Source organism: Pseudomonas sp. WS 5410 (assembly GCF_012985645.1).
Lineage (GTDB): Bacteria > Pseudomonadota > Gammaproteobacteria > Pseudomonadales > Pseudomonadaceae > Aquipseudomonas > Aquipseudomonas shahriarae.
In genome coordinates this window covers 14,728-35,605 of record NZ_JAAQWS010000022.1, presented here as the reverse complement: position 1 = coordinate 35,605, position 20,878 = coordinate 14,728, and the positions used below count along the sequence as shown (strand labels likewise).

Here is a 20,878-nt window from a genome sequence, read left to right as displayed (position 1 = left end):
GCGCCGAGCATGGCAAAAAAACCAGCGCGCCCTACACTCCTGTGTCCCTGAATGGACGTTTTCATCAGGCCGAAGTCCGTGCGCAGTCGAGCAAACGCCGTCCTCATTTTCCTGGAGGATGCACCATGAAGACACTTGCCCCGCAGAGCCCCGTTGAAACGCTTTACCGCGCCGGCCGCAAAACATTCATTGAGCGGGTACCGGATGGCGGCGCACGCCTGGATGCGTTGTTCCATACCGCGCCGGCCCTGGGCGAGTTGGCGGTCGGTGTGGTGTACGGCTATCAGCACGAGCGCCCGGGCCTTGATCCGCGCTTACAGGAAGCAGCGATCTTTGCCGCGATCGTCGCCGCCGGTATGGTCGGCCCGCCGTTGAGCGTGCATTTCAAGACCGGCCTGGCCCAAGGCCTGGCGCCTGGGGAGCTGACTGAACTGCTGCTGGTGGCCTCGGCCTTTACCGGTTTCCCCCGTGCCGTCGCCACCGCCGAGCAGCTCAACCTGCTGTTCACCGCAGCCAACCTGCCCTCGCCGCCACCACCGCCGCCACGGGCCGTGGCAGTAGCGTTTTGCGACAGTGTGCGCCGGGGCCAGCCGTCATTCCCGGTGGACGCCCAGGCTCGAAAGCTGCTGCGCAAACCCCATAAGCTATCGCTGCACGCCACGGCTGCGGATCGGGTGCTGGTGGAGAGTTACATCGGCCAGGAAACCACGCCCCGTGGCACCCTCCTGGTGCGGGTCGCTGGCGCCGACGTAGTGCAAGTCAGGGCATATCTCCCAACCCCCAACTGACCCACTCGCAGAAGTGGCCTGGAAGGTGGTAATCCTGTGCAAGCAGCCTGGGGTTCAACGCTACTCACAGGGATTACGCACCCTCCAGGCCACCTCAAGCAGGCCCGATAACCTCTGTGTGGTGATCAACGGTAAAAGTGTTCCGTGTTGTCAGTAAAAACTTCGCGGCCCGCAAGGGAACCTGGCTCGCTCGATAGGGCCTGATGTGCAAGGATGTCGCGCTGGACATCGTTCGCTGAACGCAAAACCAAGGATATTCATGACTGCCATCCCCCCCCAGGCGCCTGTGGTTCCGGGACGCCTGGAACAAATGTCGACCCGTATCGCGTTTTTTATTGCCGGCTTCGGCATCGCGGCCTGGGCACCGTTGGTCCCCTATGCCAAGGCCCGTGCGCAGCTCAACGAAGGCACCCTGGGCCTGTTGCTGTTGTGCCTGGGAGTGGGGTCGATCATTGCCATGCCGATGGCCGGCGCGCTGGCGTCACGCTTCGGCTGCCGCCGCGTGTTGAGCGCCGGGACGCTGCTGCTCTGCGTGGCCTTGCCGATGCTGGCCACGGTCAGCTCGATACCCTTGCTGATGGCCGGATTGTTTCTGTTTGGTGCAGGCCTGGGCACGGTGGACTCCACCGTCAACCTGCAGGCAGTGATTGTTGAGCGGGCCAGTGGCAAAACCATGATGTCGGGCTTCCATGGGCTGTTCAGCCTGGGGGGGATTGTGGGGGCGGCAGGTGTCAGTGCGCTGCTCGGCCTGGGGCTGTCACCGCTTTCGGCCACCCTGGTGGTTATCGTGATTACCCTGGGTGCCTTGCTCAAGGCGGCCCCGCACTTGTTGCCCTACGGCAGCGAAAGCTCCGGCCCGGCCTTCGCCATCCCCCACGGGGTGGTGCTGTTTATCGGCTGCCTGTGTTTTATCGTATTCCTGGCAGAGGGTGCCGTGCTCGATTGGAGCGCGGTGTTTCTCAGTGACGAACGCGGCCTCGACGAAGCCTACGCGGGCCTGGGTTATGCGGCGTTTGCCTTGACCATGACCCTCGGCCGCCTGACCGGCGATGCCATTGTGCGCCGCCTGGGTGCCAAACGGGTGATCGTGATCGGTGGTTTGCTGGCCACCGCCGGCATGCTGCTGGCCACCCTGCTCCCGGCATGGGAAACCACCCTGCTGGGTTATGCCCTAGTCGGTGCCGGCTGTTCGAATATCGTGCCGGTGCTGTACACCGCGGTGGGCAAGCAAACGGTCATGCCGGAGCACATTGCGGTGCCCGCCATTACCACCCTGGGATATGCCGGTATTCTCGCAGGCCCCGCGCTGATTGGTTTTATCGCCCACGGCAGCAGCCTGAGCGTGGCCTTTGTGTTGATCGCCGTGCTGCTGTTGGCGGTGGCGATCAGCGGCAAAATACTGCGGGTGTAAGGCCCCCAGGCGCTACAGGTCTCTAGTGTTTTCAAGCCAGCCGTCAAGGTCTTTGTTGCTCAGCCATCCCTTCTGGTAATGACTACCGTAAATGCGTCGCCAGCCAGAATGGATGCGTTCCAGGGAACTCAAAAGCCTGGGACGGTCCACCAGGTTTTTTGACATATACACCAGTTGTTCGCTGTACATTTTTTTCGGTAGCCCCGTGGCAGGGTCTCGGATAACGGCACCGTTCTGGTCCGTTTCATCCGGATCCTTACTGATTGACACAAGCCGCTCGATCTGGACGTAGCCGACACTCTCAAAAAAGCCCGTGCGGTCCCGGGATCTGTCACGCAGTTCATCAAAAGCGGCCCTGAACGCCAGCACCAACTCGACATTGGTCTTGGCGTGAAAAGGATCCGGACTGAAGGCATTGGGGTCGCTGTTGCCAAACACACCCTGTACCGCCCGCTCCAGGCTTTGCCGCGTTATAAACCCCTCTTCGTCAAGGATCGCGTCGATCAACCGCGGGCGCTGGACCAGTGCCCTGGCCAGCAGAATGGCGTTGTTGAGCGCCGGTGTGTCAGTCATTTTTGCACTGGCAATTCGCCGCAGCGACGACAGTTTCAGTCCTTCATTTTTCATGAAAATTTTCCAGCACGGAAAAATGGTCACCCAGCGCCTTGACTAACTGGCGGTCCGGCAATTGGGTATAGGGGTTCACATTGGGGGTACGCGTCGAGGGTGCGTTTCTCAGCTCCTGATGATGCAGCATGACCTCATCGGGCGTGGCCCACCGCAACGGGCGGCGGAATCCCGAAGAGCGGATAGTGCTGGGCAAAGGTTGATTATCGGCCTGCCAGCCACGCGGCGTGGTCTCGCTTGAAGCAGCATGAGCTTTCTGTTGTGCGTCATCCGGTATCGCTTCATGGCGGCTCGTAACATCGGGCCGCAGGAGAGGTACCCCACCGTCAATTGCCATGTTCATATCCACCTTTTCTAGATCCATACTCAGACCGGCTGCCACCACCGTCAGTGCAAGGGTGGGTTTCCAGCAAGCGCAAAGTATGTGGCCAACCACCGGCAATGGTTCCGGGGCACCCGATCAATTTCGATGTCTGTATGTAAACAATGATCAGTCCTGGGCGCGGCCCTCAGTCAGGTTCTCGGGGCGACAATGCTCCTGATCGAGAACCGCCCAGCAAGGCTTTTATGGCATTGATCAACCCGCTCGTCGTACCCGCAGGCGTCTGCATGGTGGTGGTTGGGACGGCAGTGGCGCGGTAGGACTGCATGCCTTTGGCGAAGTCATCCGCCGCCGGGGCCTTGAAGGTGTACTGGCCGGAAAAATTCCTTACCCGTTGGGCTTCGGCGCCTTCCCCTCCCGGCATAGCCTGATTCTGGGCATCGAAAAGTTGTCTCTGCGTCGTGTTTTCGCAAGGTGGAGCAAGAAGGGATTGCGGCAGGCCGGGAGTTTGAGTTCCAAACGACGTTGAAGTCATGTCAACACCCTCTCTTTGAGTGAAACTGCCGGCGTCATAAAGGCCGTCAGATACACGTTATGTGGCAAACCGCTGAAAACAGTTCCTGATCAGCGAAGTGGCAAGCGATAAGTGGACACGTGCAGCCCCAGCCAGAGCGATCATCCGCAAGACTGGCAACCCTGGCCGAACCGGGAAATACCGCGAAAGACTCGCGGCGCTTCCCGGTTGTGTGCTCCCAGTGCAATACCGGCGGTTTAATGGGACAACTTCTTCAACCCACGCTTGCTGATTCTGCCGTCATAGTCGGGGCTAGCGACGTTGTCCATTTGTTGCAGCAAGTTGGAGCGGTTGAAGACCTCCCTCGCCAGGTGGGTGAGTTGGTCCCGATGAGGGTTACCTGTCAACGGGCGCTGGGCCCTGGCATTGAGATCGGCGACCTTGATGTCTTTGCTCCAGAAACTGCCTTTGAGCTGATTGAAATTCTTCAGCATGTCCTTGGCGAGTTGTTCATCGTCCTTGTACTTCAAGGGGTTGTCAGAGCGGATGACGTCATAGATGTTTTGACGGCTGATCTGAGCATCCAGCCCCCCCGTACGACCATCACGGTCAAGCGCTTTGAGCAGGTCCGGACGCTTCATGATTTCCCTGGCCAGCCGGATGTCCTGATTCTTGTGCGGGTACTTTGTCAGGGGTGTTTCAGCCTTTGCTTTCAACCCCTGCGGCGTAATGTAGTCCGGGTTTTTCGGATCGTTGAACGCCTTGAAATTATCCAGAAGTTGCTGGGCCAACTGATCATGGCTGCGCTTTGAATAGATCGGATCGGGTTGCTGCGGGAACGGCCTTGGCGGCGGGCTCCCAGGGAGCGGGGGCCTGCCCCCCCGGGCAGCATCGGCCTGTACGCCGGCGGCGCCTTGTGCCATCGGCTGCGCAGCCGCAAACACCGGCCCAGACTTGCTCTCTGGCCCGCTGAAACTAGGCCCCTTGGCGGCTGGCCCGGCGGCCGACGCCGCAGCGCCCGTGGTGTTGGCCTCGGCCTCGTGACGCATGGCGTCATTCGGTAGATTGACGACAGGCTGATTGAACGCAGGTACCGACATAATGTTCTCCAGTGCGGCTTGTTGACACGATGTACCTCACCGTCCGAAGCACCCAGGCGATAAATTGATCACCGGATGTCTGTGCACAGTGGGCTAATTGTGTCTGTGGCGGACTGGGGGAGTTCGGTTCCGGAAAGCGACGAAAATCGCCTAAAAAAGGTAGGAAGCCCGCCAACGTCCCCTTCAACCTCGGCTGAAGGATCGTAAGGAGCAAGAGAAAGGCCAAGAGGAAAAGCGCGTGGAAGGGCGTCAGCAGCGACGCCCCCCATCAATAGAAAAATCGTCGCCGGCAGGCGACGATCCCCGTCAGAACCCCACGCTCGCCTGTACAAAGAAGGTGCGTGGCTCACCCAGGTAAATCCCGGCGTTGTTGTCGCTGGAACGGGTGAAGTGCTGCTGGTCAAACACGTTTTTCACCCCGACACCCAACTTCAGGTTCGACAGTTGCGGGCCGAAGTCATAGCCACTGCGCACATTGACGGAAACATACCCCGGGATATCCCCGTACTGGCCGTCGGCGGTCGGTTCGGTGATATAGGTGTTGGTGGTGCCTGGCGCGCGCTGGCCGGACTGGGCATACGCGTCCAGGTTATGGGTCCAGTGATTGACGGCATAACGCAGCCCCAGGGTCGCCACTTGCCGGGAGTACAACGGCAGGTCACGGCCCTTGAACGCCACATCACCTTCAGCGGTCGCCTTGGTGTAGGTAAAGCCGGCATTGGCACTCAGGCCCTCCAGACGCGGGTCGAGGTCGGCCAGGTCGTACTGGGCCGAAGCTTCGATACCCGTGTGTTTGGTCGCGCCCAGGTTGGTCCAGCCCACGTCATTGCTGACGTATTGCAACTCATCGGAGAAGTCGATGTAAAACAGCGTCACTTCGCCGCCCCAGACGTTGTCGTTGTAGCGGGTGCCGATCTCGTAGGTCTTGGCCTTTTCCGGTTGCAGGCCGTTGGCCGTCTGGTCGCCATTTCCGCCCTGGCCCAGCTGGAAATACTGCAGGCTGCCGAAGGATGTTTCATAGTTGGCGAACAGCTTCCAGGCATCGGACACGTGGTACATCACGCTCAGCGCCGGCAGCGGTTCGTTGTTCTTGATCGCGCGGTGCTTCTCCTGGGTGCGGGAACCATTGAGCGCTACCACCGGGCGGTCATGCCATTGGGTGCGGATGCTTTCAAAGCGGATACCGGGGGTAATCGTCCACTTGCCCACGTCGATCTTGTCATCAATATAGAACGCGTTGGCCTCGGTGCCACCGGTGCGGTCCTGGTACACATGGCCGTCACTCTGGCCACCCGGCGTCGGCACGTTGTTGATCAGGTTGAGACTGGCGGCCTGCTCGTGCATGCCTTCTTTCAAGTAGCGATAGCCGATACTGGCTTCCTGGGTGGTCGGGCCCAGCTCGAACACATGGGACACCCGTGGCTCGATGCCGAACGTGTAGTAGGTCCGCGGGTAGGAGCTGAGGGTTTTCAGGTCACGGTTGGCGATGTTGCTGCCCCGGAAACTGTCGGAATAATAGGTCAGCACTTCGGCCTGGGTGCGGTCGTCGATCTGGCGGATGTACTTGAAGGACACATCCTTGCGCCGGCCGCTGAAGTTGTCCCAGTCGCGCACCGACTGGTAAGGGTTGGCGTCGAACTGCTTCTGGGTCAGGCCGCCGGGCATATCGGCGCTGGCGTCGTAGTAATGGAAATTGAGGGTGAAATCGTCTTGATCGGTCGGCGCCCAGTGGGTCTTGAGGATCACATCGTCAATGTCGTTCCCGTTGTTGCTGTCGCGATAACCGTTGCCATTGACCCCGGAATACAGGAGCGCCATGCCAATGCCGTTGTCTGCGGTGCCGCCGATAAATGCGTTGTCGACATGTTTCCAGCCGCCATGGGACGAGGTCTGCAGGGTGGTGCCGACCTCACCGGAAAAGGTCTCGGGGATCGCCCGGGTCACGAAGTTGATCACGCCGCCGACGTTCTGTGGGCCATACCGCACGGAACCGGCGCCGCGTACCACGTCGATGCTCTCCAGGTTACCGGCGGAAATCGGTGCCATCGACAACTGGGGCTGGCCATAGGGTGCGAAAGCCGCAGGAATGCCGTCGATCAACACTGTGGAGCGCGGCGACAAGCGCGATGTCAGACCGCGTACGCCGACGTTGAGGGAAATATCGCTGCCACCGGTACCGTTGGATTCCTGCACCTGCACCCCAGGCACCCGGCGCAGCACGTCACCGACGTTCATCGCGCCCTGCTCTACCATAGCCTCGCGCCGGATCACGGTACGCGCGCCGGGATGGTTCTGCACCACTTCGGCGTTGGCATCGCCCAGCCAGTCGCCCACCACCTGGATCGCGGTCGTGCCAAGTTCCAGGGGTGAACCGGCTTCACCGGTGCCAGTGGCGAGGGGATGCAATGTCACCGAGCCCGAGTCGATCTGGTAGTCCAGGCCGCTACCTTGCAGCAACTGGCGCAGGGCCTGCTCCGGCGACAGGTTGCCATCGACGGCCGGGGCTTGTTTGCCGGCCACCATCTGCGGGCTGAAAAACACTTGCAGTGAGGTTTGCTGGCCCAATTGGCTCAGTGCCGCCCCCAGTGGCTGGGCCTTGATGTGGATGGCATCGTCGGCATAGGCCGCAGTACTGATCGCCAGGGCCAGGGCCAATGGCGCCCAGCGGGCAGTTTGATTGTTGTTCGCAGCGAGTTTTGTCACGTCGTAATCCCAAGAAAGCGCGGCTGTTAATGCAAACCAGTTGCAGTTGGACAAGAAGACGAAGAACTCGGAAAAAACCTGAACCTAGCGTGAAATTATTTCCTGGCTACCGTCGGGCAGCGTGCGCAGGGCCACCGGCAGAATGTGCGGCAGGGCCTTGAGCAAGGCATCGGTGTCATCGGATTTGAACACGCTGGTCAGGCGCAACTCGCTGGCGGCAGCGCTGACCCGCAAGGGTTTTTCGCGGTAGCGCGAGACTTCCCGGGCCACCTCGGCCAGGCTGGCATCGTTGAACACCAGCTTGCCGGTCTGCCAGGCCAGCAGTGCCTGGGCGTTGACCGGGCGGGCCGCCGCGACCGCGCCCTGACGGTCGATCGAGGTACCGAGGCCGGCGGTCAGGGTGACCGCTGGCTGGGCAGCCTGCCCTTGTACCTTGACCGTTCCGGCCTCGACCACCACGCGGGTCTGGTCATCGTCGCGGCGCACGTCAAACCGGGTCCCGGTGACCGTCACCTGCCCTGCCCCGGCCTGCACCACAAAAGGCCGGTGGGTGTCGTGCTCAACGCTGAACAGCGCTTCACCCTGCTTGAGTTCGATCCCACGCCGGCCCTTTTCGTAATGCACCGCCACCACGCTACGGCTGTTGAGGTCCATCAGCGAGCCATCCGGCAACGCCACCTGTCGCCGCTCACCCAACCCAGTGCTGAATTGCGCCTCATAGCCGCGCGGGTGGTCCAGGCCACTGAACAACCCAAGGCCGACGGCCACCGCCAACACGCTGGCCGCCATGGCATAGCCCACGGCCCCGCGACGCTTGCGCGGCACAGGCGTATCGAGCAGGGCCTGCAAACGCACCTTGGGCAGCAGGTCGGCGGCGCTCCACAGCCCCTGCAGCACCTCGAACTCATACTGGTGCGCGGGATGCTCCCTACACCAACTGTCAAAAAGACCCTGGTCCTCAACGCTCAGGGGCGGGTCCTGCAGACGCACAAACCACTGCGCCGCCTCGTCGCGCACCGTTGCACTGCCACAGGCACACTCGCGGGTATCCATCATGGAAGGTCCTGTTTCAAAGCGGGCATTGGTCATGGGGCCAGCGCATCCAGGCGCTCGCGCAGATGCCGCAGGGTGCGGATCATATACTTTTCCACCATGTTTTTAGAAAGCCCCAGGCGCTCGGCGATTTCCTGTTGGGTCATGCCTTCGATTTTTTGCCAGATGAAAATCCTGCGGCAGTTGAGGGGCAATTCGGCCAGGGCCCGCTCGATGGAGTCCGCCAACTGGACGGCGTGCATGAAATGCTCCGGGTCGCCACTGTGCGGCGCACTCTGGTCAAGACCTTGCAGTTCCAGTGCTTCGCGCCGGTCTGCACGCCGATAGGCGTCCACCGCAATATTGCGCGCAGTCTGGTGCAAATAGGCACGCGGCTGCTCGACCCGCGCCGACTTGGACTCCAGTACCCGCACAAACGTATCGTGGGCCAGGTCCTCGGCCTGCTGGCGATTGCGCAAGCGACGCGTCCAGGTCCCGACCAACTCTTCGTAGTACGCGAAAAAGCCTGGTCTGCGGGGCGGCTGGGGAGTCATCGACGGTGCACTGGGTAGGCGGGGCGTGAATAGTAATGCTTCCTATTAATGGGAGCAATTACTGACCGTCGCCTCCCCCTCTCTAGACCAACCGCTTGATCTGCTTATGCCGCCACACCAACCGGTAATACGCCGTCTGCAACCCCAACATCACCAGGTAAGTCACCGGAAACGCCATCCACACCCCTTCCAGGCCAAAGCGTGCATTGAGCAGGTACGCCACCGGCAGTTCCACGCCCAGCACGCAGAAGATCGAGATCGCCACCGGCATCAGCACCACGCCACTGGCGCGCATGATGCCGCCAATCACTGCCTGGAAGCCGAACACCAGAATGCTCCAGAGCATGATGTGCAGCAGGTGTTCGGCCTGGACCCGCGCCTGATCATCGGTGATGAACAGGCCCAGTAGCCAGTGGGACAAGGCGTAGCCCAGCACGATCAGGCCTCCGGTCAGGCACAGGTTGATCGCAAGCCCGGTGCGCAGGATCGGCCCGATGCGTTCCAGGCGTCCGGCGCCAATGGCCTGGGCGCCGAGGATCGAGGCGGTGATGGCGATCGACAGCGCCGGGAACTGCACATAGTTGACGATCTGCGTCACCGCGCCATACGCCGCCGTGGCTTGGGAGCCGTGGCCGTTGACCAGTGCCAGGATCACCAGCTCCGACAACGACAGCACCACCATCTGCAAGCCGGTGGGCAGGCCGATGCGCAGGACTTTGCCGAGGATCGCCCGGTCCAGGCGCAAGGCCGCCAGTAATGCGCGGTCCGGCGCCATCACATGGTTTTTATGGCGCAGGCGCAGCACCAGAAACAGCATGGCCACGGCGTTGGCCACCAGGCCGGCATAGGCCGCGCTCTGGATGCCCATGGGCGCCAGCCCCAGCCAGCCGCGGATCAGGGCCGGGGTCAGCACCAGGCCGACCACCGTTGAAACCATCAGCGCCAGCAACGGCGACACCGTATCGCTCACGCCTCGCAGCAATTGGGTGTAGAGGATGAACACCAGCAGCAACGGCATGATCAGCATCATCACCTGGGCATAGCCGACGGCGTCGTCCAGCACATCCAGCGGCGTGCCCAGCGCGTGCATGGCCGGGCGGGCGAACAGGCTGCCGAGCACGGCGGCGAGAACTCCGATCAACGCCCCCAGGGTCAGGGTCGCGCCGGTGATGACCTTGACCAGTGCGGTTTCCCCCGCGCCCCAGGCCTGGCCGATCAGCACCGAGGCGCCCGCCCCCAGGCCAATCACCAGGGCGATAAAAAAGAACACGATGGGAAACATCCCCGACACCGCCGCCAGCGCCTGGGTGCCGAGCATCTGCCCGACATAAATGCCATTGAGGGTGCCGGAAAAACTCTGGAGGAAGTTGGACAGCACCATCGGCGCAAGAAAGAATAGGTACACCTGCCACAACGGGCGTTGCAAAGGGTTCTGCATGAAAAGCGGGGCCTCGGAATGACACAGCGACCGAGGGGTTATAGCGTATTGGATCCGATCATGCAGTGTTTTAAACCGCTACCCACCTATCCCAGCATTTCCCGAAGCCGGTACCACACCATGCCCAGCGCCAGTAACGACGAGCGTAAAGCCTTGCCGCCGGGAAAGGTCATGTGCGGCACCCGGCTAAATGTGTCCAGGCCCTGGCTGACACCTGCGTGGATCCCCTCGGCCAGCAGCCGCGCGCACCAGTGCGTGACGTTAAGCCCATGCCCGGAATAGCCCTGGGCGTAAAACACGTTGGGGTACTGCTGCAACCGCCCGACCTGGGGAAAGCGATTGGCGGTAATCCCGATCTTGCCGCCCCATTGGAAGTCGATGGCGGTGTTGGCCAGTTGCGGGAATACCTTGAGCATCTTCGGCCGCATGTACGCGGCGATATCGACCGGGTCACGTCCCGAATAATGACAGGCGCCACCGAACAACAGCCGACGGTCGGCGGAAAGCCGGTAGTAGTCCAGGCCGACTTTCTGGTCGCACAGCGCCAGGTTCTGCGGGATCAACTCGTCGGCGAGCGCAGCCGGCAACGGTTCGGTGGCGATGATATAGCTGCCGGCCGGCAGCACCTTGCCGCTCAGGCGCGGCTCCAGTTCGTCGAGGTGCGCATTGCACGCCAACACCAGGCTACCAGCCCGCACGCTGCCGCCGGCGCAGCGCACCTGCACGGTGTCGCCATGGGTCAATTGCAGCACCGCGCTGTGCTCGAAAATCCGCACACCCAGCGCCTCGGCCACACGGGCCTCACCCAGCACCAGGTTCAGCGGATGCAAGTGGCCCGAGCCCATGTCAACCAGGCCCCCGGCGTACAGTTGAGAGCCGACCACCTGCGCCATATCCTGCGCCGCCACCAGGCGGGTTTCAGGCTGGTAACCCAGGGCCGCGAGGCTTTCCTGCTCCCCCTTGAACGCAGCAAATTGCGCCGGTGTATTGGCTAACTCGCAAAAGCCCCAGCGCAGGTCGCAGTCGATCCCATGCTCCCGGATGCGCTCACCGACCAACGCTACCGAGTCGATCCCGGCCCGTTGCAGGTAACGCACGCCCTCCTCGCCCACATGCCGGGCAAAACCCGAGACGTCATGGCCGATCCCCCGGATCAACTGCCCGCCATTGCGCCCGCTGGCGCCCCAGCCGATGCGCCGGGCTTCCAGGAGGATCACCGACAGGCCGCGCTGGGCCAGCTCAATCGCGGTGTTGACGCCGGTAAAGCCGCCGCCGATCACACACACATCAGCGCTCAGGTCCTCGGCCAGCGCCGCGCGCTGGGGCATGGCATTGGCCGACGCCAGGTAATAGGAACGGGCATGGTCTTGGGACTGATTCATCGGTTGGACTTCACTTTGCTCCAGGCCCGGGTCATCACACGCATGATGGCCGGGCTGGGGGTGGTGGAAATGTACAGTTTGTCGAGCACGTCCTGGGGCGGGTACACCTCGGGGTTATTCACCAGTTCCGGCGCCATGAAAGTCTTCGCCGCCAGGTTGGCGTTGGCGTAGCCGACATAGGTGCTGATCTTGGCGATGACTTCGGGGTCCAGCAGGTCGTTGATAAACGCGTGGGCCTGTTTCGGGTTGGTGGCGTCTGCGGGAATCGCCAGCAAGTCGAACCACAGGTTGCTGCCCTCCTTGGGAATTGCATAGGCGATGTTCACGCCATTCTTGGCTTCCTTGGCGCGGTTGGCGGCCTGGAACACATCGCCGGAGTAACCGAAGGCCACGCAGATATCGCCGTTGGCCAGGTCCGAGATGTATTTGGAGGAATGGAAATAGGTGATGTACGGGCGCAGGGTCAGCAGCTTGGCCTCGGCCTTGGCATAATCGCCGACCGTCTCGCTGCGCGGGTCCATGCCCATATAGTTGAGGATCGCCGGGAATGCTTCATCTGCCGAATCGAGGAACGCCACCCCGCATTGCTGCAGTTTCTTCAGGTTCTCGGGCTCGAACATCACCGCCCACGAATCAATGTGGTCGATGCCCAGCACTTGCTTGACCTTGTCGACGTTATAGCCGATGCCATTGGTGCCCCACAGGTAGGGCACCGCATGGGCATTGCCAGGGTCGTTCTGCTCCAGCAGCTTGAGCAACTTGGGGTCCAGGTTCGGGTAGTTGGGCAGTTGCGCGCGGTCCAATTCAAGGAACGCCCCGGCCTTTACCTGGCGCCCCAGGAAGTGATTGGACGGTACCACCACGTCATACCCGGTACGCCCCGCCAGCAGCTTGCCCTCCAGGGTTTCATTGGAGTCGAACACGTCGTAGACCACCTTGATTCCCGTCTTGGCCTGGAAGTCGGCCAGGGTGGTCTCGCCGATGTAATCAGTCCAGTTGTAGACACTGACCGTCGGCGCGGCATGGCTGGCGCTGCTGAACACTGCGGCGAGAGCCAGTGGGAGGAGCTGTTTGACGAGACGCATATCGACACCTTTTTTTATGGTTGATGGTGGAGTCAGACACTCAGCAACAGGAACTCACGCTCCCAGGAGCTGATCACCCGCTTGAAATTCTCATGCTCGGCGCGTTTCACCGCGACATACCCGCGCACGAACTTGTCCCCCAGGTACTGCTTGACCGTGTCGCAGGCCTCCATGCGCGCCAGGGCATCTTCGATGGTGATCGGCAGGCGCAGGTTGCGCCGCTCATAGGCGCGGCCTTCCACCGGGGCGCTCGGTTCGATCTTCTCGATCATCCCCAGGTAGCCGCACAACAGGCTGGCGGCGATGGCCAGGTAGGGGTTGGCATCGGCTCCCGGCAGGCGGTTTTCGACGCGCATCGCGTCGGGGCTGGAGGTCGGCACGCGCAGGCCGACGGTGCGGTTCTCTTCGCCCCACTCCACGTTGACCGGGGCCGAGGTGTCGGGCAGGAAGCGGCGGAACGAGTTGACGTTGGGCGCAAACATCGGCAGCAGCATCGGGATGTATTTCTGCAAGCCGCCAATGTGCTGCAAGAATAACGGGCTCATCTGCCCATCGGCGTCGACAAATACCGGCTTGCCGGTGGCGATCTCCACCACGCTCTGGTGCAGGTGCATGGCGCTGCCTGGCTCGTCGGCCACCGGCTTGGCCATAAAGGTCGCGGCCACATTGTGCTTGAGCGCCGCTTCACGCAGGGTACGCTTGAATACGGTGATCTGGTCGGCCAGGTCGAGGGCGTCGCCGTGGCGGAAGTTGATTTCCATCTGTGCCGGGCCGTCTTCATGGATCAGCGTGTCGAGGTCCAGGCCCTGGGCTTCGCACCAGTCATAGACATCTTCAAACAGCGGGTCGAACTCGTTGGCCGCGTCGATGGAAAACGACTGGCGCCCGGTCTCGGCACGCCCGGACCGACCCACCGGGGTTTTCAGCGGCAGGTCCGGGTCTTCGCAGCGCTGGGTCAGGTAAAACTCCATTTCCGGCGCGACAATCGGCTGCCAGCCCTGGTCGGTATACAGCTGCAGGACTTTTTTCAACACATTGCGCGGCGACAACTCAATGGGGTTGCCCTGCTTGTCGAAGGTGTCGTGGATCACAATGGCGGTGGGCTCGATGGCCCACGGCACCACGTAGGTGGCGTTGGCCACCGGGCGGCAGATCATGTCGATATCGGCCGGGTCCAGCAGGTCGTAGTAGATATCGTCGTCGACAAAATCCCCGGTTACCGTTTGCAGCAACACACTTTCCGGCAGGCGCATGCCGCGCTCATGCAGGAACTTGTTGGTGGGCGCAATCTTGCCGCGGGCAATGCCCGTCAGGTCGCTGATCACACATTCGACTTCGGTAATCTTGTGTTCTTTCAGCCAGGTGGACAGCTGATCGAAAGGGGCATTCATAAAGACCTCGGCATGGGTTGGGTGCTGCGCCGACTTGTACTCCCGGCGCATTGAGGTCTATCTTGGGCCAGCCTTACCCAGGCATCTATCCACTTTGCACGACCCACAACGCACCAATAGAGTGCGCACGGATCACCCATGACACAGGCAACAGCTTTGCGCGTACAGGCCTTCACCACCGGTGATGTGGCCGCCCAATGCAGTGCGACACCCGGTTGGGTACAGCAGTACCAGCAGATGTCCCCGGGGCATTTTGCCGGGCAGATCCGCTACCTCGACCTGCAGGGGGTGCAGGTGTACGAAGAGTGCATGAACACCCGCGTCGAGCAGCACTTCAACGCGCCGCCAGGCGCCCTGGCGTTCTGTTTCGACGGCAGCGACAACGCGCTGTACCTGCTCAATGGCGAAAGCCGCAACACCTGGATCACCCCGGAAAATTACCGGGAAGTGGCCGTGGTGTTCGGCCCGCAGTTCGTGCAACGCCATGGCCTGGATGTGGCCAGACTCGAAGGCCTGTTCATGGCGCCGTTGACCTGCCAACAGAACGCGCTGTTCAGCCGCTGGCTCAGTGGCACCCTGACGCGCTTGTCCAGTGAGATCGACCCGATCAGCCGCGACGCCCTCACCCTGCAACTGCTCGACGATTGCCTGTTTATCCTCGACAACGCTTGCGTGTGCCTGGACCGCTACTCATTGCAGCGGCGCAGTGAAGAACGCCGGCTGATGGCGCGCATCGGCGCGTGGGCGGCGGATGCGCCGGATGAGACCGTCAACCTGCTGCAACTGGCGCAGATTGCCGGCGTGCCGTTGCGCCAGTTGCAACAGGGCTTCAAGACCTACACCGGGATGAGCCCGGCGCAGTGGTTGCGCCTGCGCCGGTTGAACGGCGCACGGCGCGAGTTGTTGAGCTGCGACCAGACCACGGTGGCCGAGGTGGCGATGAATTGGTCGTTCTGGCATCTGGGGCGGTTTTCCAATAGCTACCGCGCGTTGTTCAAAGAACTGCCCAGCGAAACCCTCAAGCGTCATGGTTGATACACGGTCAACCCTGTGGGAGCGGGCTTGCTCGCGAAAGCGGTGTGTCAGGCAATGAATGTCTGACTGACCCACCGCTTTCGCGAGCAAGCCCGCTCCCACATTTGATTGCTATCAGGCTTGAGATTTGAGGAAGAGACTCAGCAACTTATTCACTTGCTCCGCCGCCTCCAACTGCACCATATGCCCCTGCCCCGGCAAGACCTCCACCTGGGCCTGCAACCCCTGGGCATGCCGTACCGGGATAATGGCGTCGTCACTGCCCCAGATCACCAGGCTCGGCTGCTGCCCCACCACCGAACGCAGGTCAAGCATCTGTCGCCCGCCGTCGAACAGCTTGGCATTGAGTTGACGCAACGCCTGATCAACCCCCTCCAGGCGCTTGAACTTGAGCATGTCCTCCAGCATCTGCCGTGTGACCAGCGCCGGGTCGCTGAACAGTTGCACCAGCTGCGGCTTGAGCGCGTTGCGGTTATTGGCCTCGGTGAATCCCTGCAGGTAATCACCGTTGATATCCGCCCCCAGGCCGGCGCTGGCGATCAATACCAGGGAGGCGACCCGCTGCGGTGCCTGGCGCGCCACCGTCAGCGAAACCAATCCGCCCATGGAATGCCCGGCCAGGTGCACCCGGTCGAGCTTGAGGTGATCGAGCAAGGCCAGCACCGCCTGGCTCAATTCCTCGGCATCGCCACTGTGCAAGTGCTTGCCCGACTCGCCATGCCCCGGCAAGTCGAGGGCGATCACTCGGCGCTCGGCGGCCAGGGCCGGATGGTTGAACAGCCAGTTGTTCAAGTCGCCGCCAAACCCGTGGATCAGCACCAGCGGTAGGCCACCCTCGCCAAGGTCGAGGTAGCGCAGCAGGCGCCCGCCCAGCTCGACTTTCTGCGCACTCGGCCCCGACGCCTGCGCCTCGGCGCTGCTGGAGACAAAGCCGGCATTGAAGCTGTCGATCACGCCGTCGATTTCTGCCTCGGTGGCTTCACCCTCCACCACAATCCCCAGTAATGCACCCACCGGTAAGGTCTCATCGCTCTGCGCCAGCACTCGGCGTAACACCCCACTGAACGGCGCCTCGACACTGCTGGAGATCTTGTCGGTCTCCACGTCGAGCACTTCCTCGCCCTTCTCTACCCGGTCGCCCGGCTGCTTGAGCCAGACATCGACCCGGCCTTCAGTCATCGACAGCCCCCACTTGGGCATGGTCAAGGTATGGATCATGCCGCAGTCCTCTTGTCAGCGATCTTGCGCACCGCGGCCTCGATCTTCGCCGCGTCGGGGATGTACAGGTCTTCCAGGGCATCGGAAAACGGCACCGGCGTATGCGGCGCGGTGACCATCTCAATCGGCGCACGCAGGAAGGAAAACCCACGCTGGGCCACCAGGGCGCTGATATCCGTGGCAATCGAGCAGCGTGGGTTGGACTCGTCGATCACCACCAGGCGCCCGGTTTTTTCCACGCTTTCAAGGATGCTGTCTTCATCCAGCGGGCTGGTGGTGCGCAGGTCCAGTACTTCGCAGTCGATGCCCTGGCGCGCCAGGTTGGCCGCAGCTTCCAGGGCCACATGCACCATGCGCCCGTAGGTCACCAGGGTCACGTCGTTGCCTTCGCGCACAAAGTTGGCCTCGCCGAAGGGCACGGTATACAGCTCCTCCGGTACTTCGCCTTGCAGGCTATAGAGCATCTTGTGCTCAAGGAAAATCACCGGGTCGTTGTCGCGGATCGCCTGGATCAGCATGCCCTTGGCGTCATAGGGCGTGGCCGGGCACACCACCTTCAGGCCGGGGATGTGCGTCCACATCGAGGTAAGCATCTGCGAATGCTGGGCCGCAGCGCGCAGGCCGGCGCCGTACATGGCGCGCACCACCAGGGGCGTGGTGGTCTTGCCACCGAACATGTAGCGAAACTTGGCGGCCTGGTTGAGCAACTGGTCGAGACAGCAGCCGATAAAGTCGACGAACATCAACTCGCACACCGGGCGCATGCCCCGGGTGGCGGCGCCGACGGCCATGCCCACGTAACCGACTTCGGACAGCGGCGCATCCAGCACGCGGTCAGGGAACTCCGGGTACAGGCCCTTGGTGACGCCCAGCACGCCGCCCCAGGCATCCTGCTCGCCAGGGGCGCCGGTGCCGCCGGACACATCCTGGCCGATGATAAAGACGCTCTGGTCGCGGCGCATTTCCTGGGCCAGGGCTTCGTTGATTGCCTGCTGATAACTGATTTTACGAGCCATGAAATTCTCTCCGGGTCTTGTTGTTATGAGCGGTAGGCGACGTAGACATCGCTGAGCAGGTCGGCGGCCTGGGGCTTGGGATCGGACTTAGCCAGACGCACGGCGTCGTCGATCAACTGCGCGACTTCGGCGTCGATGCGCTCGAACTGCGCCGCCTGCAACCAGCCTTCGGCACTGCAGCGCTGGCGAAACAGCGCCAGGCAATCCTGGGTTTCGCGCAGGTTTTTCACTTCGTCGCGGCCGCGATAGGTTTGCGCATCGCCCTCAAAGTGGCCGTAAAAGCGGTGCAGCTTGACCTCGACCAGGGTCGGCCCCTCGCCCTGGCGCGCCCGCGCCACCGCCACGCCCAGCGCTGCGTGGACGGCAAAGAAATCATTGCCATCGACAATCACCCCCGGCATGCCAAAACCCACGGCGCGCTCGGCAATGTCCTTGCACGCCACCGACCAGCCGGAACCGGTGGCTTCGGCATAACCATTGTTTTCGGCGACGAACAGGCACGGCAGTTTCATGATCGCGGCCAGGTTCATCGCCTCGAACACCGCGCCCTCGTTGGAACCGCCGTCGCCAAAAAACGCCACGGCCACGCCCTGGCTGCCCTTGAGCTTGGACGCCAGGGCCGCACCGGCCGCCAGCGGCGCACCAGCGCCGACAATGCCGTTGGCGCCGAGCATGCCCTTCTCCTGGTCGGCAATGTGCATGGAGCCCCCCTTGCCACCGCATACCCCGGTTTTCTTGCCGTAGATCTCGGCCATCATGCCGAACACATCCACGCCCTTGGCGATGCAATGGCCGTGGCCACGGTGGTTGGAGGCGATGCAATCTTCATCGTTGAGGTGGGCCATGACCCCGGCGGCGCAGGCCTCCTGGCCGGCATACAGGTGCACGAACCCGGGGATCTCGCCGGTGGCGAATTCCACATGCAGGCGTTCTTCGAAATCACGGATGGTGCGCATCACGGTGTAGGCATGCAGCAGTTGATCGGTGGACAGGTGAGTGGACATCTTGTTGTTCTCCAGGTTGTCTCGACACACAAAAGGCTGGCTGTGGCCAGCTGCAACCTGTTCAGCACAGCCTGTGCCAAGGCCCGCTAAAACCTGGCAAAGCCTTGACCCAGAGCAGTGCCGTGCGGTTGTGCCGGTGCGGCATGCCACCGCACAATGAGACGGCGCATTGCAGCGTGCAGGTTGCGTCTCAGGCAGGATGAGACGCTGCGTCTCAAGGCGGGCAGTTGGTCAGGCCGCCCTTGTCCCCCTGCGCCCCTGGGCGCTTAATGGCGGGCATAACAACAAAGATCGAGAACCGGAGGCCTTATGCTCGCCGCGAACTCCAGAGAACACGTCGACTGCGTCAGTCGCGTGGTCCGCAATGCCGAGCGCCTGCCCCAGGCGCCGGTGCCGTCGCTGATTTTCGATTCATGGCGCCGCTCCATGGAGCAGCACCACCTCGATCCCGGCTCGCTGCAGGGGCCACGGATCCTCACCGAGCCGCTGCTCAAGGAATGCCGCGAACGTGCCGAACTGTTCATGCGCATTGCCAGCGAGCAAGTCAGCCAGTTGCACCACCGCGTGCGCCACGCCGACTACTGCGTGATGCTCACCGATGCCCAGGGCCAGACCATCGACCACCGGGTAGACGCGGCCATCCGCAGCGACTGTCGCAAGGCCGGCCTGTACCTGGGCACTTGCTGGTCAGAGGCCGAAGAAGGCACCTGCGGCGTGGCCACGGTGCTGACCAGCCAGGCGGCGGTGACGGTGCATAAGCGCGATCACTTCCGCGCCGCCTTTATCAACCTGACCTGCTCCGCCGCGCCGATCTTCGACCCCCAGGGCAACCTGCTGGGAGTGATGGACGCCTCGGCGCTGCAATCCCCGGATGACCGCCGCAGCCAGCACCTGTTGCGGCAGATGGTGGCGCAGAGCGCCCAGGCCATCGAAAACGCCTTCTTCATGCACAGCGCTGCGCGGCACTGGGTACTGCAGGCCCACAGCACCCCGGGTTATGTCGACAGCCAACCCGACCTGCTGCTGGCCTGGGACCAGGATGGACGCCTGCAAGCCTTGAACAGCAAGGCACGCCAGGCACTGCGCCGGCGTTTTGGCCAGATGCCAGTGCATATCGGCGAGGTGTTCGACCTCGATGCCCTACGCGCGGTGACCGATCAATCGGTCCAGCAACTGCAGTGGCGCGGCGAAGCCGGGGTGCTCCATGTGCGACTCAACACGCCGCAACGCCAACCGGCGCGGGTGGCGCCCAACCCCCAGGTCGACCCCCGGGTGGAAGAACACCTGCGCCTGGCGGTGCGCGTCAAGGACCGCAACCTGCCGGTGCTGGTGCAGGGTGAAACCGGGGCTGGCAAGGAAGTTTTTGCCCGCCAACTGCACGCCCGCAGCGCACGCCGCGACGCACCATTCGTGGCGGTGAACTGTGCGGCGATCCCGGAAAACCTGATCGAAAGCGAGCTGTTCGGCTACGTCGCCGGGGCCTTTACCGGCGCGTCCAGCAAGGGCATGACCGGGCTGTTGCAGCAGGCCCATGGCGGCACGCTGTTCCTCGATGAAATCGGCGATATGCCCCTGGCCCTGCAGACCCGCTTGCTGCGGGTGATGGCCGAAGGTGAAGTGGCGCCGCTGGGTGCGGCGAAAACCCGCGCGGTGGATATTCAGGTGATCTGCGCCAGCCACCGTGACCTGGCGAGCCTGGTCAGTGAGGGGCGTTTCCGTGAAGATCTGTACTTTCGCCTGGGCTGCGCCCGCGTCACCCTGCCGCCCCTGCGCGAGCGCACCGACAAACTGGCCTTGATCAACCGGCTGCTGGAGCAGGAAGCGCGCAGCAGCGGGGTCACGGTCGGCATCGGCCAGGCTGCGCTGGAGCGGCTGCTGGGCTACGCCTGGCCGGGTAATGTGCGGCAACTGCGCCATGTGCTGGCGTATGCCTGTGCGGTGTGTGACGGCGGCACGATCCAGTTGGCGGACTTGCCGCTGGAGGTGCGTGGTGAACGGCTGGAGGTCGAGGTCGAGCACAGTATGAGCCCGGAGCGGCAGGTGCTGCTGGATGCGCTGGTACGCCATCGCTGGAAGCCATTGCCAGCGGCGCAGGCACTGGGGATTTCCCGCGCGACCCTGTATCGCCGGGTCAAGCAGCTGGGCATTGATATGCCGGGTAAACACCCCTGACACAATGCAATCCAAATGTGGGAGCGGGCTTGCTCGCGAAAGCGGTGTGTCAGGTAGCTTACGTGTTACTGATACACCGCTTTCGC

18 protein-coding genes are annotated in these 20,878 nt (G+C 62.5%); 4 read left to right on the top strand and 14 right to left on the bottom strand.

All coding sequences use genetic code 11. The annotated features are described in order from the left end of the window. Nucleotides 1-125: 125 nt before the first annotated feature. Nucleotides 126-788 (top strand): carboxymuconolactone decarboxylase family protein, encoded by a 663-nt coding sequence (locus tag HBO24_RS24835; protein WP_170060514.1) that lies wholly within the window; start codon nucleotides 126-128, stop codon nucleotides 786-788. 259 nt (nucleotides 789-1,047) lie between these two features. Further along, nucleotides 1,048-2,199: an MFS transporter gene (locus tag HBO24_RS24830; protein WP_170060513.1), complete on the top strand. Its 1,152-nt coding sequence runs from the start codon at nucleotides 1,048-1,050 to the stop codon at nucleotides 2,197-2,199. 12 nt (nucleotides 2,200-2,211) lie between these two features. On the opposite strand, the gene HBO24_RS24825 is transcribed toward HBO24_RS24830, so the two are convergent. The 11 genes from HBO24_RS24825 to HBO24_RS24775 form a co-directional block, all read right to left on the bottom strand. After that, nucleotides 2,212-2,826, bottom strand: a complete 615-nt coding sequence (locus tag HBO24_RS24825; protein ID WP_057438498.1) for a hypothetical protein — start codon at nucleotides 2,824-2,826, stop codon at nucleotides 2,212-2,214. Beyond that, nucleotides 2,816-3,190 (bottom strand): hypothetical protein, encoded by a 375-nt coding sequence (locus HBO24_RS24820; RefSeq protein ID WP_152987925.1) that lies wholly within the window; start codon nucleotides 3,188-3,190, stop codon nucleotides 2,816-2,818. The genes HBO24_RS24825 and HBO24_RS24820 overlap by 11 nt, the downstream gene beginning before the upstream one ends. 145 nt (nucleotides 3,191-3,335) lie before the next feature. Continuing rightward, complete coding sequence (locus HBO24_RS24815) at nucleotides 3,336-3,572, bottom strand: hypothetical protein (protein ID WP_115128565.1); 237 nt, start codon at nucleotides 3,570-3,572, stop codon at nucleotides 3,336-3,338. A 347-nt stretch (nucleotides 3,573-3,919) separates the two neighbouring features. Continuing rightward, nucleotides 3,920-4,762, bottom strand: a complete 843-nt coding sequence (locus HBO24_RS29720; RefSeq protein ID WP_233092104.1) for a hypothetical protein — start codon at nucleotides 4,760-4,762, stop codon at nucleotides 3,920-3,922. A 306-nt stretch (nucleotides 4,763-5,068) separates the two neighbouring features. Then, on the bottom strand, nucleotides 5,069-7,465 hold the full coding sequence (locus tag HBO24_RS24805; RefSeq protein ID WP_170060512.1) for a TonB-dependent receptor: 2,397 nt from the start codon (nucleotides 7,463-7,465) through the stop codon (nucleotides 5,069-5,071). Nucleotides 7,466-7,549: 84 nt separating this feature from the next. Then, a complete protein-coding gene (locus HBO24_RS24800; RefSeq protein WP_057438509.1) occupies nucleotides 7,550-8,518 on the bottom strand; it encodes a FecR family protein in 969 nt (322 codons plus the stop codon). 32 nt (nucleotides 8,519-8,550) lie between these two features. Continuing rightward, the gene (locus HBO24_RS24795) at nucleotides 8,551-9,051 is read right to left on the bottom strand and encodes a sigma-70 family RNA polymerase sigma factor (RefSeq protein WP_057438495.1); all 501 of its coding nucleotides are present in this window, start codon (nucleotides 9,049-9,051) and stop codon (nucleotides 8,551-8,553) included. A gap of 82 nt (nucleotides 9,052-9,133) precedes the next feature. After that, a complete protein-coding gene (locus HBO24_RS24790) occupies nucleotides 9,134-10,489 on the bottom strand; it encodes an MATE family efflux transporter (RefSeq protein WP_115128567.1) in 1,356 nt (451 codons plus the stop codon). 86 nt (nucleotides 10,490-10,575) lie between these two features. After that, entirely contained in the window at nucleotides 10,576-11,871 is a 1,296-nt protein-coding gene (locus HBO24_RS24785) for an FAD-binding oxidoreductase (RefSeq protein WP_170060511.1), read from the bottom strand. Further along, a complete protein-coding gene (locus tag HBO24_RS24780; protein WP_057438494.1) occupies nucleotides 11,868-12,956 on the bottom strand; it encodes a polyamine ABC transporter substrate-binding protein in 1,089 nt (362 codons plus the stop codon). Before HBO24_RS24780 ends, HBO24_RS24785 begins: the two co-directional genes overlap by 4 nt. Nucleotides 12,957-12,988: 32 nt before the next feature. Further along, entirely contained in the window at nucleotides 12,989-14,347 is a 1,359-nt protein-coding gene (locus tag HBO24_RS24775) for a glutamine synthetase family protein (protein WP_057959098.1), read from the bottom strand. 138 nt (nucleotides 14,348-14,485) lie between these two features. Between HBO24_RS24775 and HBO24_RS24770 the strand changes: the two genes are divergently transcribed. Then, complete coding sequence (locus tag HBO24_RS24770; RefSeq protein ID WP_128593789.1) at nucleotides 14,486-15,382, top strand: helix-turn-helix domain-containing protein; 897 nt, start codon at nucleotides 14,486-14,488, stop codon at nucleotides 15,380-15,382. A gap of 114 nt (nucleotides 15,383-15,496) precedes the next feature. On the opposite strand, the gene HBO24_RS24765 is transcribed toward HBO24_RS24770, so the two are convergent. From HBO24_RS24765 to HBO24_RS24755, 3 genes are read right to left on the bottom strand one after another with little or no spacing between them, the layout of a single operon-like run. After that, complete coding sequence (locus HBO24_RS24765; RefSeq protein WP_057438492.1) at nucleotides 15,497-16,600, bottom strand: acetoin dehydrogenase dihydrolipoyllysine-residue acetyltransferase subunit; 1,104 nt, start codon at nucleotides 16,598-16,600, stop codon at nucleotides 15,497-15,499. Further along, complete coding sequence (locus tag HBO24_RS24760) at nucleotides 16,597-17,616, bottom strand: alpha-ketoacid dehydrogenase subunit beta (protein ID WP_057438491.1); 1,020 nt, start codon at nucleotides 17,614-17,616, stop codon at nucleotides 16,597-16,599. The genes HBO24_RS24765 and HBO24_RS24760 overlap by 4 nt, the downstream gene beginning before the upstream one ends. A 23-nt stretch (nucleotides 17,617-17,639) precedes the next feature. Then, nucleotides 17,640-18,620: a thiamine pyrophosphate-dependent dehydrogenase E1 component subunit alpha gene (locus tag HBO24_RS24755; RefSeq protein WP_057445001.1), complete on the bottom strand. Its 981-nt coding sequence runs from the start codon at nucleotides 18,618-18,620 to the stop codon at nucleotides 17,640-17,642. Nucleotides 18,621-18,929: 309 nt separating this feature from the next. On the opposite strand from HBO24_RS24755, the gene HBO24_RS24750 reads away from it, so the two are divergent. Next, nucleotides 18,930-20,792 carry a sigma-54-dependent Fis family transcriptional regulator gene (locus HBO24_RS24750; RefSeq protein ID WP_170060510.1) on the top strand — a complete coding sequence of 621 codons (1,863 nt, stop codon included), beginning with the start codon at nucleotides 18,930-18,932 and terminating at the stop codon, nucleotides 20,790-20,792. Nucleotides 20,793-20,878 lie beyond the last annotated feature (86 nt).

Excerpts from the sequence above, each read along its gene's own strand:
- HBO24_RS24835 (WP_170060514.1), top strand. The coding sequence starts at position 126 with ATGAAGACACTTGCCCCGCAGAGCCCCGTTGAAACGCTTTACCGCGCC.
- HBO24_RS24830 (WP_170060513.1), top strand. The coding sequence starts at position 1,048 with ATGACTGCCATCCCCCCCCAGGCGCCTGTGGTTCCGGGACGCCTGGAA.
- HBO24_RS24825 (WP_057438498.1), bottom strand. The coding sequence starts at position 2,826 with ATGAAAAATGAAGGACTGAAACTGTCGTCGCTGCGGCGAATTGCCAGT.
- HBO24_RS24820 (WP_152987925.1), bottom strand. The coding sequence starts at position 3,190 with ATGGATCTAGAAAAGGTGGATATGAACATGGCAATTGACGGTGGGGTA.
- HBO24_RS24815 (WP_115128565.1), bottom strand. The coding sequence starts at position 3,572 with ATGCCGGGAGGGGAAGGCGCCGAAGCCCAACGGGTAAGGAATTTTTCC.
- HBO24_RS29720 (WP_233092104.1), bottom strand. The coding sequence starts at position 4,762 with ATGTCGGTACCTGCGTTCAATCAGCCTGTCGTCAATCTACCGAATGAC.
- HBO24_RS24800 (WP_057438509.1), bottom strand. The coding sequence starts at position 8,518 with ATGGATACCCGCGAGTGTGCCTGTGGCAGTGCAACGGTGCGCGACGAG.
- HBO24_RS24795 (WP_057438495.1), bottom strand. The coding sequence starts at position 9,051 with ATGACTCCCCAGCCGCCCCGCAGACCAGGCTTTTTCGCGTACTACGAA.
- HBO24_RS24790 (WP_115128567.1), bottom strand. The coding sequence starts at position 10,489 with ATGCAGAACCCTTTGCAACGCCCGTTGTGGCAGGTGTACCTATTCTTT.
- HBO24_RS24785 (WP_170060511.1), bottom strand. The coding sequence starts at position 11,871 with ATGAATCAGTCCCAAGACCATGCCCGTTCCTATTACCTGGCGTCGGCC.
- HBO24_RS24780 (WP_057438494.1), bottom strand. The coding sequence starts at position 12,956 with ATGCGTCTCGTCAAACAGCTCCTCCCACTGGCTCTCGCCGCAGTGTTC.
- HBO24_RS24775 (WP_057959098.1), bottom strand. The coding sequence starts at position 14,347 with ATGAATGCCCCTTTCGATCAGCTGTCCACCTGGCTGAAAGAACACAAG.
- HBO24_RS24770 (WP_128593789.1), top strand. The coding sequence starts at position 14,486 with ATGACACAGGCAACAGCTTTGCGCGTACAGGCCTTCACCACCGGTGAT.
- HBO24_RS24765 (WP_057438492.1), bottom strand. The coding sequence starts at position 16,600 with ATGATCCATACCTTGACCATGCCCAAGTGGGGGCTGTCGATGACTGAA.
- HBO24_RS24760 (WP_057438491.1), bottom strand. The coding sequence starts at position 17,616 with ATGGCTCGTAAAATCAGTTATCAGCAGGCAATCAACGAAGCCCTGGCC.
- HBO24_RS24755 (WP_057445001.1), bottom strand. The coding sequence starts at position 18,620 with ATGTCCACTCACCTGTCCACCGATCAACTGCTGCATGCCTACACCGTG.
- HBO24_RS24750 (WP_170060510.1), top strand. The coding sequence starts at position 18,930 with ATGCTCGCCGCGAACTCCAGAGAACACGTCGACTGCGTCAGTCGCGTG.